This window comes from Bacillus sp. JJ722 (assembly GCF_036963345.1).
Classification (GTDB): Bacteria; Bacillota; Bacilli; order Bacillales; family DSM-1321; genus Bacillus_AD.
In genome coordinates, this window is record NZ_JBALMO010000072.1 from 565 (window position 1) to 14,302 (window position 13,738).

At 38.5% G+C, this 13,738-nt stretch carries 12 protein-coding genes; all 12 read right to left on the reverse strand.

Annotated elements, in window-relative coordinates; all coding sequences use genetic code 11:
• A partial coding sequence (locus V7014_RS10605; RefSeq protein WP_335506892.1) for an NAD(P)-dependent alcohol dehydrogenase occupies window positions 1–982 on the reverse strand: 982 nt, incomplete at its 3' end.
• A 20-nt stretch (window positions 983–1,002) separates the two neighbouring features.
• The gene (locus tag V7014_RS10610; RefSeq protein WP_335506894.1) at window positions 1,003–2,502 is read right to left on the reverse strand and encodes an aldehyde dehydrogenase family protein; all 1,500 of its coding nucleotides are present in this window, start codon (window positions 2,500–2,502) and stop codon (window positions 1,003–1,005) included.
• Window positions 2,503–2,571: 69 nt separating this feature from the next.
• Entirely contained in the window at window positions 2,572–3,366 is a 795-nt protein-coding gene (locus V7014_RS10615; RefSeq protein WP_335506896.1) for a citryl-CoA lyase, read from the reverse strand.
• Between the two features lie 103 nt (window positions 3,367–3,469).
• Window positions 3,470–4,666 carry an acyl-CoA dehydrogenase family protein gene (locus V7014_RS10620; protein WP_335506912.1) on the reverse strand — a complete coding sequence of 399 codons (1,197 nt, stop codon included), beginning with the start codon at window positions 4,664–4,666 and terminating at the stop codon, window positions 3,470–3,472.
• Between the two features lie 140 nt (window positions 4,667–4,806).
• Window positions 4,807–5,217: a MaoC/PaaZ C-terminal domain-containing protein gene (locus V7014_RS10625; protein ID WP_335506898.1), complete on the reverse strand. Its 411-nt coding sequence runs from the start codon at window positions 5,215–5,217 to the stop codon at window positions 4,807–4,809.
• 30 nt (window positions 5,218–5,247) lie between these two features.
• A complete protein-coding gene (locus V7014_RS10630) occupies window positions 5,248–5,691 on the reverse strand; it encodes a MaoC family dehydratase N-terminal domain-containing protein (protein ID WP_335506914.1) in 444 nt (147 codons plus the stop codon).
• A 97-nt stretch (window positions 5,692–5,788) separates the two neighbouring features.
• Entirely contained in the window at window positions 5,789–6,604 is an 816-nt protein-coding gene (locus V7014_RS10635; protein WP_335506900.1) for an SDR family NAD(P)-dependent oxidoreductase, read from the reverse strand.
• Between the two features lie 41 nt (window positions 6,605–6,645).
• Window positions 6,646–7,824 carry a lipid-transfer protein gene (locus V7014_RS10640; protein WP_335506902.1) on the reverse strand — a complete coding sequence of 393 codons (1,179 nt, stop codon included), beginning with the start codon at window positions 7,822–7,824 and terminating at the stop codon, window positions 6,646–6,648.
• 139 nt (window positions 7,825–7,963) lie between these two features.
• Window positions 7,964–8,929: an MBL fold metallo-hydrolase gene (locus tag V7014_RS10645; RefSeq protein WP_335506904.1), complete on the reverse strand. Its 966-nt coding sequence runs from the start codon at window positions 8,927–8,929 to the stop codon at window positions 7,964–7,966.
• Window positions 8,930–8,946: 17 nt separating this feature from the next.
• Window positions 8,947–10,194 carry an MFS transporter gene (locus V7014_RS10650; protein WP_335506906.1) on the reverse strand — a complete coding sequence of 416 codons (1,248 nt, stop codon included), beginning with the start codon at window positions 10,192–10,194 and terminating at the stop codon, window positions 8,947–8,949.
• Between the two features lie 278 nt (window positions 10,195–10,472).
• Window positions 10,473–11,669, reverse strand: a complete 1,197-nt coding sequence (locus V7014_RS10655; protein WP_335506908.1) for an acyl-CoA dehydrogenase family protein — start codon at window positions 11,667–11,669, stop codon at window positions 10,473–10,475.
• A gap of 76 nt (window positions 11,670–11,745) precedes the next feature.
• Window positions 11,746–13,362: a long-chain-fatty-acid--CoA ligase gene (locus V7014_RS10660; RefSeq protein WP_335506910.1), complete on the reverse strand. Its 1,617-nt coding sequence runs from the start codon at window positions 13,360–13,362 to the stop codon at window positions 11,746–11,748.
• Window positions 13,363–13,738 lie beyond the last annotated feature (376 nt).

The following is a 13,738-nucleotide window of genomic DNA, read 5'->3' on the forward strand; positions in this document are numbered from 1 at the left end:
TATAGAATTTCGCTAATTGAGTAATGGATAATTGAGGAACACCGTCTCCCATTATTACACCAATTATGCTTTTACTTGCTAGGGTTAATTCTGCAGTTGGAATAATTTCGATACTACTTTGTGATATAGCTACAGGGGCAATAACGCCTCCTTTTGCTAAAACGGTTAAAGCTGTTTTCATCACCGGCCCTACTCCAGTTGTATCAACTGCATAGTTTACGCCTTTACCATTTGTTATTTCTTTCACTTTTTCAATAGGATCTTCTAGCTTACTATTTATTACATGGGTTGCGCCAAGATTTTTAGCGATATCTAAGCGACTATCGTGAATATCAACTGCGATAATAGTTGAACAACCTTCGATTTTTGCCGCCATCATGGCAGCTAGTCCAACTGCTCCTGTACCAAAAATAGCAATGGATGAACCTACTTCTGGTTTTAAACCATTGATTACAGTACCACTACCAGTTAAAAAGCCACAGCCTAATGGACCAACAAGTCGTAAATCTAAATCTTTATCTACTTTTGTTAAATTACTTTCATGAGTTAATGTATGTGTTGTAAATGATGAGTGACCATAGAAATTCCCTACAGTAGTACCATCTTCTTTACGAAATGTAAAACTCCCATCGTCTCTGACACCTAGAAAATTCAATTTCATCCAATCGTCACATACAGCTGGACGCCCTTTACGACAGCTTGGACAATCCCCACAATAGGCGTAGGACATAACCACATGATCTCCAACTTTAAACGATTTAACAGCATCTCCTACTTTTTCAACAATACCGGAACCTTCATGACCTGGCACCATTGGTAAAGCGACCGCTGATTTACCTTTTCTAATAGTCTCATCTGACATACACATACCTGAAGCAACCATTTTCACTAATACTTCATCAGGCTGCATCTCCGCTAATTCTAGGGTTTCTAATTGATATTCTTCTCCTGGTCTATTTATAACGGCTGCTCTTACTTTCATCAACATACCCTCCCAATCGGTTAATCTAAATTAAGCCAAACACTCTTAATCTCTGTATACATATCGATAGCTGCTGCACCATTTTCCTTACCAATACCGCTTTGCTTAATACCTCCAAATGGTGAAGCTGGATCCGCGAGACCGTATGTGTTAATCCACACATTACCTGTTCTGAGCGCATGAGCTACTTTATGCGCTTTGCGAACATCCGTAGTGCATATTCCTCCAGCCAAGCCGTATATCGATTGATTTGCCATCTTGATGACTTCATCCATATTATCGAATGGAATTGCGGTGACGACAGGACCAAAGATCTCTTCTTGAGCAACCCTCATATCATTCGTTACATTTGCAAATACAGTTGGTTTTACATAATTGCCATTTTCTAGACCAGCACCCTTTGCTTCTCCTCCTATTACCAATTCAGCTCCTTCTTGTTGTCCGATGTCTATATACTTTAATATAGAATTTTTTTGTTGTTCGGAAATAACAGGTCCTAACATGGTAGATGGGGCAAATCCATTACCTAATGTATACGTCTTCGTAAAGTCCGCCAAATCAGCTACAAATCTGTCATATATGTTCTTCTCAACAAATAAACGAGATCCAGCGACACACAATTGACCTGAATTCATAAAGATAGCGTGCGCAGCATTCCTCAACGCCACTTCATAATCGGCATCAGCAAATATAATATGAGCAGACTTTCCACCCAGCTCCAGCGTTACTTTCTTAATGGTTGAAGCACCTGATCTCATAATTTGCTGTCCAACTTCGGTTGAACCTGTAAAAGCTATTTTATCAACATCTGGGTGTTCCGTTAACGCTTTTCCTAATGTTGAACCAGGCCCTGTTACAATGTTTACAACACCGTCTGGAAATCCTGCCTCTTGTATCAGTTCACCTAATCGTAAAGTCGTTAAAGGGGTTTCAGAAGCTGGCTTTAACACCACCGTATTCCCTGTCGCGAGTGGTGCCGCCAATTTCATAACTGCTGCAGGTAACGGAATATTCCAAGGATTAATAGCAGCACATACCCCAATTGGTTCACGTCTTGTATAATTAAAAATATCTCCAGGAAGCGATACAGGAATCGTCTCCCCTGCAGTTTTAGTTGTCCATCCAGCATAATAACGGAAATGCTCTGCACACATGTTTGCGACTCTTGCAGTAAACATTAAGGCTCTCCCATTATCCAATGTCTCAAGATGTGCAAATTCTTCGGCATTATCATCCATGAGATCAGCAAGCTTTAACAGAAGTTTTGCCCGCTCTGCAGGCTTCATCTTTGACCAAGGACCTTCATCAAAAGCTTTACGAGCTGCTTGAACAGCTTGATGAACATCTTCCCTTCCGCCTTTTGCAACTGTCGTAATAACCTCACCCGTTGCCGGATTTATAGTTTGCGTTCTTTCACCTGAAATGGCGTCCACCCATTGACCGTTGATGAGCAACTTTTTAGGTGTAGAAACAAACTCGGCCGCTTTGGGATGTAACGGAATTAACGTAGTAGTGGACATATTAGTAACCTCCATCTATTTTAAATATTTTTGATTCAAAATCTTATTTATTTCACTCATATAAAACCGCTAATCATTCATTTTCACTGATACATCATTTGTATATAACGTATTTTCTTCAATATGATTGAAAAGTTTCTGAGCCATACAGTCTTTTCGATCCACTTCCATTTCTTCAACAATATGTGCAATTAAACCAACTGCACGTGCTGCGACGGCAAATGATTTAACAACACTAAAATGCAATTTCATATCTGAAAGAATGGCACCGATTGCCCCTGCTGCATTCAAAGTTATTTGCTTTCCTTTTTGTTCACTCATTTGACGATGTATTTCTTTCATCAATGCGACATGCTTACAACTAAATCCCAATTCATCGGCTAAAGCAAATAACTTAGGTGTACGAGGATCAACTGGTCTGTGAATCGGATGCCCACATCCCATCACTTGTAATTTTTTGGTTTTACGGTCTTCTAAAATACCGGCAGCGACCACTGCAACGTCTTGATTATGACCGTAGGTTACCCAGCCTTCTTGAAGCATTTGTGCCGTATTTTCCATAGCCCCAAGGTAGACAGAACCTGCACCTAATAAACCAGCTGCAACTGCTGCTTGTACAGCCTCTGGTGCTCCTAAATAAGTTAAGCGGGCGGAAATAGAACTTGGAGTAAAGCCATGTTCACAAATTGCCACCATACAGGCATTTAGCATTCTAGATTCTGCCTCTGTCGGTCGCCGATGAAGAGCACCTAAAAATGCCATATCTACTAGCGTTATTTCCCCTATTAAATCTTCAGTTAAATCATAGCCGTGAACATAAATCGCATCTGGTTTAGACATCCCAATTTTCGTTTCGAATTTCATTCTCATTCATCCTCTTATTAATTAGATAAGCGCAAGCGCCTTCATAAAAATTCGTTATTTCATAAAAGACTTGCGCTTATCGCCACATGAATTACCGATATTGTTATAAACCTAAGTTTTTAGCAATAATATTTTTCATGATCTCTGTCGTACCACCATAAATCGGCATAACCGCCACATCTCGATAACGACGGGCAATCGGATATTCTTCCATGAAACCATATCCACCATGAAGTTGTAAGCAACGAGCAGACATACGTCTTGCCATTTCGGTAATGAACCATTTCGCCATCGAAATCTGAGTTACAATATTTTCCCCTTGTATATGTTTGCTTGTTAAATCATCAAGGAAAGTTTGTGCCATGGACAATTCTGTTGCCATTTCAGCAATCTCAAATTGTGTGTTTTGAAATGAACTAATTGGCTTCCCGAATGCTTGTCTTTCTTTTACATAGCTCATGGTAGACTTGAGCATTTCTTCAGCTACAACCAAAGAGCTAATTGCAATCAATATACGTTCCTGTTGTAAACGATCCATCAAATAGTAGAAGCCATTTCCTTCCTCACCTAGTAAATTAGCGGCTGGGACACGAGCGTCTTCAAAAACTAATTCAACAGTATCTAGAGAATGTTGACCTAATTTTTTCAAGGTTTTTCCACGTGAAAAACCTGGTGTATCCGCCTCTACTAAGATCATGCTAATTCCTTTTCGTGCTGGGTTTGCTTTTGGATCTGTTTTTACAGCAACGAAGAACAGCCCTGCATTAATACCATTTGAAATAAAGGTTTTCTCCCCGTTAAGGATATAGTAGTCACCATCGCGAACGGCTGTTGTGCTCATACTAGCTAAGTCGGATCCTATACCAGGTTCTGTCATCGCTACAGACGTTGTGATTTCCCCACTCACACATTTTGGCAAATACTTTTGCTTTTGTTCTTCCGTTCCAAATGTTTCGAGATAAGGGACGATAATCGAACTACTAGTACTTGCTAAAGTTCCTACTCCTACGCGAAATAACTCTTCAGCTAAGATCATGTTGAAACCAAAATCTAGTCCGAGACCCCCATATTCAGGTTTGATTTGAGGACAAAGGAAGCCATTAGCTCCTAGTTTTTCATAAAATTCTTTTGGTGTGTGCTTATCTTCTTCCCATTTCTCAATGTTTGGAACTGCCTCCTTTTCGAGAAATTTTTGCAGAGAAGTACGAAACATCTCATGTTCATGAGTGAGAAAAGGTCTTTCTCTCTTAAATAAATCATATACTTCTCGTTTAGATGTAGTAGCTGTTTTTGACACTATGTATCCCTCCAAATCGTTAAATTCTATATTCCAATTTTTATTGATAACTAAAGACCGTCATTGAGTAGCGTGATAGGTCATAATAGTATCTAATTCCACGTTACTCATTGCGGTCTGGTTATTAAAAAACCATATAATTTTTACGAATTTCTTGATGGTAATGTTGCTTCAAAAGTTCCTGCAACTTTTATCTCGCCATCGCTGTTCATCGCTAGTACTTCAGCCAACACTGTATTGTCACCCTTTTTCTCTAACACCTTACCAACAATCTGAATCGATTCACCAGGAAAAGTCATTTTACTAAAACGCACTTGTAATTTCTTAATGTTTTTTCTAGAAACCCATGAAGTAACACCTTGAGATAACATTCCCATAATCAACATTCCGTGGGCAAGAATCTTCATACCAGCCTTCTCTGCCACCTCTTCAACCAGATGGAGTGGGTGAAAGTCACCAGAAGCACCTGCAAACCGAACAAGTTGTACACGTGTAATCGGTTGCTTTTCTAATACTGGGAACTCATATCCTTCCTTAACATCCTCGTAAAACATCATTCATTTCCCCTTTCTATGATTATGAAATTAATGACGATGCAGTAATGTATTTCTCGTTATGGCAACCAATTCTCCTCGTTGATTCGTATATTGATTTTCCGTTACAATAATATCCATTGCACCCGTACTTGCTGACTTCGTTTCTGCACTTACAACTTTGCTTGTTACCGCAAGTGTATCTCCTGCCACAATATCTCCTAAATATTCATAAGATTGCTGTCCGTGCAAAACCCTTACTAGGTTTAATTTCAGCTTTTCTACTTTTTCTACGGAGCCAAGACCACCCCACAAGTCAATAACTTGTAAAAAGGTAGGTGGTACAGGAATATTTTCATAGCCTTCTTTTTTTGCCGCCTCTAAATCGAAGTAAATCGGGTTGTCATCACCAATGGCAAGTGCTAATTCTTTTATTTTCCCTTTTTCTACTTCCATACTATATGGTTGAAACTCAGTTCCGATTAAGTCTTTCACATTCGACAAGTTCATTCACCTCTTCTGTATAATTAATAGTTTTGTTTTATTCAACTCGATCTTCCGACAACACTATTATTTATTTTCTAAGAAAAAACTAAGTTAAAGAGCCTCCGTTTACACCAAGCACTTGACCATTCACGTAGTTAGACAATGGAGATGCAAGGAATAATATGCTAGCAGCTGCCTCACTTCCGCTACCAACGCGCTTTTGCGGAATGCTATTAATTAACATGTTACGTACTTTTTCAGGGATACCCGCTGCTTCTCCATTAACAATTAGACCTTCCTCTTTAGGACGAGTAAGACGCGTATCAATAAAACCAAATGCTACTGCATTACTATTGATATTAAATTGACCCCATTCCTTTGCAACAACCTTCGTTAATCCAATAACACCAGCTTTAGCTGAAGAATAGTTTGCCTGTCCCATATTACCTCTTACACCTGAACCAGAGGAAACGTTGATAATTTTACGGTGATGAACGATTCCTTGTTCGATTTCTTTCTTCGCAACGTCACGCATATACGGTGATGCTTCACGAATTAAACGGAATGGCGCAATCAGGTGAATGTCCAACATTGCCTGGAATTGTTCATCTGACATTTTATGTAGTAAACCATCCGCACAATAGCCTGCGTTATTCACAAGAATATCCAAACGACCGAAGGCAGAAATTGCTGCCTCTACCACTTGCTTCCCAAATTCCGGATCAGTTACGCTTCCGCAAAATGCGATAGCATCGCTTCCCAATCCTTTAATTTCAGCCACAACCTCAGCTGCTGGTTCTTCGTCTCTATCTGCTACAACTACTCTTGCTCCATGTTCAGCAAACATTAATGCTGTGTCTCGACCGATTCCACGACCTGCTCCTGTAATAATCGCTACTTGATTTTCTAGTAATTTAACCATTTAAAATCTTCCTCTCTATTATTTTTTCATTATCTATTTATTTATCCCATGCGATACATCGTAACAACACATGCTCCGCCAAGACCCAAGTTGTGTTGAAGTGCGACTCTCGCATTTTCTACTTGACGTTTCTGTGCCTGACCACGAAGTTGCCAAACAAGTTCGGTACATTGAGCTAATCCAGTTGCTCCAATTGGATGCCCTTTTGACATCAGCCCACCGGAAGGGTTGACTACCACTTTTCCACCATGTGTGTTATTACCATCATTAATAAATTTCTCTGCTCCACCTTCTTCACATAATCCTAAACCTTCATATGTAATGACCTCATTAGGTGTGAAGCAATCATGAAGTTCTAATACATCAATCTCGTCAGGACCTATTCCCGCTGCTTCATAGACTTGCTTAGCTGCACGACGAGTCATGTCTGCTCCAACGATATTCATGATACTATCGCGACTTACTTCCGTATCCGTTGTAATCGCTTGCGCCACAATCTCAACCGCATTTGATATACCATGTTTTTTGGCAAATTCTTCACTACAAACAATCGCCGCAGCGGCTCCGCAAGTAGGAGGACAGGCCATTAGGCGTGTCATATGAGGCATCAACTTAGGAGCATTCAAAACTTCTTCGACGGTCAATGGTTTATGAAAAAGTGAATAAGGATTTTGAATCGCATGACTCCTTGTTTTCACTGATACCTTTGCAAAAATATCTGGATTTGCATCATACTTCTCAAGATATTCTTTTCCAGCTGATCCAAATAGTCGTATGGCTCTCGTTGCTTCTGGCGCCTCAGGCCATAGTTCTATCACGCGTTCCTGCAACCATTCAGCTGGTGAAGTTCGATCATCCCAATGAGATTTCAATGCACCAGGTTGCATTTCTTCAAATCCAAGTGCAAGTGCACAATCCACTTGACCAGACTCAACAGCCTGTCTTGCTAGAAATAAAGCAGTAGAACCAGAAGAACAATTATTATTAACGTTAAATATCGGTAATCCTACCATCCCAACATTATATAAGGCTCTTTGCCCGCAAGTACTGTCACCATAAATGTAACCTGCATACGCCTGTTGTATTTCAGAATAATCTATTCCTGCATCTTCTAATGCTCCTTTTACAGCTTTCGCTGCCATTACTTCATACGGCTCATGCATTCCCGGTTTTGTAAACGGTATCATATTTACGCCAATCACTTTTACTTTTTTACTCAACCTTTCTCCCTCCTAACATATAATTTTAAGATACTATTTTTTATAAGATTCTAAATAATAAGAATCTTTATATTACTAATGATAATTTGATAGTACGATTTTTAAAAGTTAAGAAAATAAAAGGTATGTTAGGTAAATATTAAGTGCTAACTAAATACTTACTACCATACGTATTTCGCTCTTCTTGTATTAAATTTCGTGACATTAAATAATCAAGTTGACCAATTGTATCAAACATTGCCAGTCCAATCCTTGACTTATAACTTTTCGGAAATAGATGTCTACACACGTCGAAAGCAGACATTGATTCTTCCATCAGCCATTCCCTTACTTTCATAGCACGCGCATGCTGACTGTTTAAACGAAGATGAATTAAATTTTTGGGATTTGTAATGTCTTTCCCGTGTCCTGGTAGAACTCTTTCGATCGGTAATTCTAGTAATTTATGAAGCGTTTCATTTAGTAGTATTTGTGGCTTTTGTCGATTTCCCCCGCTATATAGAGGGGGTTCGATGATAGGATTCGGAGAGATGTTAGGAAGCAATATATCTCCACCTATTAAAATTCCCTCCTTTGGATGTAATAATGATATATGCCCTTGAGCATGACCAAAAGTATGTAGTACCCTCCATTCCGGAAGTCCGGGTATTTCCAATCCTTCTTCCAAATGGTAATCTAAGCTACGCTGCGCATGTAACAAGACATGCTTATGTTTAAAACTAAGATAGGGATTAGCTAAATAATCTGGCACACTCAATTGATGAAAAAAATCTTCGAAAAAAGCATCATGATCCTCTAAAAAAGTAAACGTTGGATTTACCCAACGTTCACAATGAACATGACCCATAAATGAAACATCATGATCAAAATATTTAACAAGACCAGTGTGATCTACATGGTGATGTGTAATTATAATTTGCTTAATATCCTTCACATTATAACCATGTGAATTCAATTGTTCTTTAAAAAGGTACCAAGAACCTTCCAAATTATGCCCAGCATCAACAAGTGTGAGTGCATCTCCTTTTATTAAAAAAATATTCACACCCTCTGACTGAAAACTTGTTGGAAGGTTTATTTTAGTGATTTTATCATTTACATTCATTGTATATTCACCTAACCTTACATAGCAATTCTTTCAGGCGTGGTATTTTCTTTCACATTATCAGGTTTAACAAACAACAAAGTAAGAATAGCAATGATGACAAACAATCCAACCATTACGTAGATCGAATAATGGAAACCTCGTGCTAGATTTGACCCTGCAGCTTGCACTAATAATCCTGTGACAATCGGAGCAGCTAATTGAGTAACATTGTTACCTAATGACAAAATACTTGTCATGAATCCGGCTCTTTCTGGCATTAAATTAATCATGACTTGTGCGGACATTGAGACGTTAACATAAGTAACCCCTTTTGCCACACACAAGGCCACAACGATCCATATGAATGAATTCCCTAACAGCGGAATAGAGGCAAGGGCAAGTCCACCAATGAGGGTGCTTATTCCTGCGACCCAGACACGTGCCTTTCTATAACTCTCCGTTTTTTTGAAAATGAAATCAGAAAAAGATGAGATCAACAAAACCAATACGATGGATGCAATACCTGTTCCCGAGATGGCAAATGCCATCTGCATAGGAGCTAATTTTACAACCTTCGTTAAATATACAGGAGCCCATAACGCCATCCATGTGATGAGCCAATAGCTAGAAGCTGAGAGGGCAATTGTTAAAAAACAGGCTGGATTCCGAAGAACAGGGGCAATATCTTTCCATTTCAATTTTGGTGCCTCGTTCCTGCTGACCTTCTGCTTTTTCTTGTCGTATCGATTAACTAAAGCCCAAATCATAAGAACCATTAAACTGACAAAACCAAGGGAAACGAAAGTCCATCGCCAACCGACATTCTCAATCAAACTGACGAGAATCGGTGCGCAAACAATCCCACCAATAGACCCTCCAGCAATCATGACGGACATCGCTAACCCTCTTAGATTTTCAGGGAATATTTGCGAAATATGGCTCAATCCAGTTGGATAATATGGTCCCTCCAAAGCTCCTAACAATATTCGGTAGACAATAAGCATTGAAAAACCAGCAATAGCAATTGCCCCAAATTGTATGATACTCACACCTGCTAAGACAATGAAAAGCATTCTAGTTGTTCCTAAACGATCCGACCATGTCCCACCAATAAAGCTTGTGATGATATATAAAACGAAGAAACTGCTCCCTACCAATCCCCATTGAGATGCGTTTAAGCTAAATTCCTTCATAAGGGGTTCAGCTGCAAAACCAATCACTATCTTATCTGCATAGATAATAAGAGTAGTTAAAAATATTAAAATAAGACTAATCCAACGCATGTAAAACACCCCTTCATAATTTTGTAAATTTATTCCAAGGGTTCATTAAATAACTCCCATCTTTCTCATGTTGAAAACGTTAGATTGGCTGGTCCGATGTCTTTTAAGTATTATATGATTTCTAATTCACCTCAACGATTTACTCACGCTCACAGCAAACCATAATTTGTTGATCTCCTGTGTATTAAAGAAATTGATTAATATGCGCCATACTATTTACATTCTAACGGTATCCAAATCTTACTAGATTACCAACGTATCTTCATCTTTTACAGGTTTTACATTCCTAGGTTTTTTGCAATAATCGTTTTCATAATTTCAGTAGTTCCTCCTCCAATTGACAAAACTGTAGAATCTCGATATCGACGGGCAATGGGGTATTCTTCCATAAATCCGTATCCACCATGAAGCTGCAAACAACGAGCCGCCATTCGTTTAGTCATTTCTGGTATATAAGATTTTGCCATAGAAACCTGCGTATCTACTTTCTCACCTTTCATATGACGAACGATAAGATCATCTAAGAAACTCCGAGCTAATGATAATTCTGTAGCCATTTCGGCTATTTCAAATTGTGTGTTTTGGAAGGAACTGATTGGTTTTCCAAACGCTTGTCTTTGTTTAACATAGTCAATAGTTGACTTTAAAATTTCTTCCGCGACGATGAATGCTGAGTTTGCAGCACTGATTCTCTCTTGTTGCAATTTATCCATTAGAATAACAAAGCCTTTGCCTTCTTCTCCTAATAAATTGGAAACAGGTACACGTACATCCTCAAAAATCAGTTCTGCCGTATCCCATGAGTGCTGTCCTAATTTTTTCAATTTACGCCCATTCGAAAATCCTTGTGTACCTTTTTCAACGATAATAACACTTACACCTTTATGTGCCGGGATAGCTTTTGGATCTGTTTTTACAACAACAAAGAATAACTCTGCGTTAATTCCATTTGAGATAAAGGTTTTTTGCCCATTTATTATGTAGTGATCTCCTTCTCGTACTGCTGTTGTCTGTATGCTTGCCAAATCTGAACCTGTTCCTGGTTCTGTCATGGCAACACCTGTCAAAATTTCCCCACTTACAAATTTCGGTAAATATTTTCTTTTTTGTTCTTCTGTCCCATAAGACTCAAGATAAGGAACTATAATCGTGCTGTGCATGGATGCGCCACAAATTCCCCCACCCATGCGATTTGCTTCTTCTCCAAGGATTAAATTAAAACCAAAATCAAGCCCTAGACCTCCGTACGCAGGATTAACCTGTGTGGCCAGGAAACCTTGTTCACCCATTTTGTTAAAGAGTTCGCGCGGAGTGAACTGTTTTTCTTCCCACTCTTCAAAGTTAGGAACAATTTCTTTTTTAATAAACTTACGTAAAGACGTTCGGAACATTTCATGTTCTTCTGTATAAAATGGTCTTTTTGTCTTAAATAAATTAAACGTTGCTTGTTTAGAGCTAATAGTTGTATTGGTCATATTTTAAATCCTCCATAATTTATTCAATAAAACATAATTAACCTTTGCGACGAACATATATAGATCTACCTAACAATTATCCATTTCCTGTTGTGTAGTTTGCTTCTTTCACTTGTTCAAGATGTTCCTCAACTAGGGCACGACGCAAAATTTTACCAACCGTTGATTTCGGCAATTGTTCTCTGAATTCTACCTGTTTTGGTACTTTGTATTTGGCTAAACGCTCTCTGCACCATTCAACAATTTCTTCTTCCGTTATTGTATGCTGTTCCTTTACAACAATGGCTACTTTAACTGTTTCTCCACGATATTCATCATGGATACCAAATGTACACGCTTCGGCAACTGCTGGATGTTGATACAATACCTCATCAATCTCATTAGGATAGATATTGTATCCTCCAGCAATGATCATCTCCTTTTTCCTTCCGACAATAGTTAAGAATCCATTTTCATCTACAGTGCCAATATCACCAGTATACAGCCACCCATCACGTAAAGTACGAGCTGTCTCCTCTGGATTTTTCCAATAGCCTTTCATGATTTGAGGACCCTTTAAAAGAATCTCACCAGGCTCACCTATTGGCATTTCTTTCAAACCCGTATCGAGATCAACTATTTTCAAATCTGAGTTTGGTACTGGTATGCCTACACTCCCTGTTTTTCTAACATTTCTAAATGTACGAATAGTAATAGCATTGGATTCCGTCAACCCATATACTTCGCAAATTTGCACTCCTGATTTTTGTTCAAATGCTTGTAGCACTTCTAAAGGAATAGGTGCTGCACCAGATCGACATACTTTCAAGGAACTTAAATCATCCTCTTTGAAATCAGGGTGATTTAACAATGCAACAAAGACAGTAGGTGGTACTGAAATTTGAGTTGGACGATATTTCCGAATCATATAAAGAGCATCATGTATACGAAAATGCTTAATAGGAATATAGGCTCCTGCATAGAAGATAGCAGACAACATGACACTTAGACCTGCGCCGTGAAACATTGGAAAAACTCCAAAAAAACGTTCGCCTGGACGATAAAGAGCTCCTTCGTCTGTGATATACGTATGATAAACAGTAGATGCCGTATTATAATGGGTAATCATGACTCCTTTTGGTGCACCAGTCGTTCCCCCAGTGTATTGGAGAGCCGCGATATCTTCTCTACTATTAATTCGCAATGGAGGAAGTTCTTCATTCTCTTCCTCAATCCAGTTATATAAATAAGGATTACCATTGTTGTTTAAATCTGATGTAATAATCTTAAGCTCACTGCTATAACTCGTACGTTCCAATTTCTCAATTTGACTACTCTCGCAAATCAACCAAGCTGGTTCGGCATCGTTCAACATAAAATTCAATTCATGTTGTTGATACATCGGATTCAATTGAACGACGATACCCCCCAATCGTTGAACACCGAAATAAGCGATTATATATTCTTTGCAATTGTATAGCATGATACCTATTCGATCGCCCTTCTTGAATCCCCGTCGATGTAATGCAGCAGCAAAACGATCGACTGCATGCTTTAGTTCTTTATAGGTAATCTCTTCCTCACTCTCAATGATGGCTATTTGATTCGGATAATCTTGAGTGGCACGTTCAAGAAAATGATAGATGGAGCAAGAGGGTATTTCTATTTCATATGGTATAGTTTTCGGATAAAAGGTATGCCATGGTTTTTTCATACTACTAACTCCTTTCAACTCTTTTGATAGATAGATACTTTTAATTAGTAGGGATCTTTCATCTCCCACTAAATGATCGTTGAACCAATTGAATTCTTACTACTTAAGTTGTCATCAGTTCTTGTTTTACTTTGTAAACGTTATCATATTTACACCAACACTTTATCTTCTCCTCACACCTCCCCCTCTTTTAGCTTTGCGAAAATAATTAACTAACAATTTAGAAATATGCAAATATTATTATTTATACTAATTTCTCTAGACCATTAAATAAAGTTTAGAATTGAAAAGGTGCATTAAATAAATATTAACAACTCTATGTACGATCACTTCATATTACTTAAGGTGACCTGCTTTTTTAACAACTGATTAAAAT

Bases quoted from the DNA above. Each gene is read 5' to 3' on its own strand.
- V7014_RS10625 (WP_335506898.1), bottom strand. From the start codon at position 5,217: ATGTTTTACGAGGATGTTAAGGAAGGATATGAGTTCCCAGTATTAGAA.
- V7014_RS10655 (WP_335506908.1), bottom strand. From the start codon at position 11,669: ATGACCAATACAACTATTAGCTCTAAACAAGCAACGTTTAATTTATTT.
- V7014_RS10645 (WP_335506904.1), bottom strand. From the start codon at position 8,929: ATGAATGTAAATGATAAAATCACTAAAATAAACCTTCCAACAAGTTTT.
- V7014_RS10650 (WP_335506906.1), bottom strand. From the start codon at position 10,194: ATGCGTTGGATTAGTCTTATTTTAATATTTTTAACTACTCTTATTATC.
- V7014_RS10615 (WP_335506896.1), bottom strand. From the start codon at position 3,366: ATGAAATTCGAAACGAAAATTGGGATGTCTAAACCAGATGCGATTTAT.
- V7014_RS10635 (WP_335506900.1), bottom strand. From the start codon at position 6,604: ATGGTTAAATTACTAGAAAATCAAGTAGCGATTATTACAGGAGCAGGT.
- V7014_RS10660 (WP_335506910.1), bottom strand. From the start codon at position 13,362: ATGAAAAAACCATGGCATACCTTTTATCCGAAAACTATACCATATGAA.
- V7014_RS10610 (WP_335506894.1), bottom strand. From the start codon at position 2,502: ATGTCCACTACTACGTTAATTCCGTTACATCCCAAAGCGGCCGAGTTT.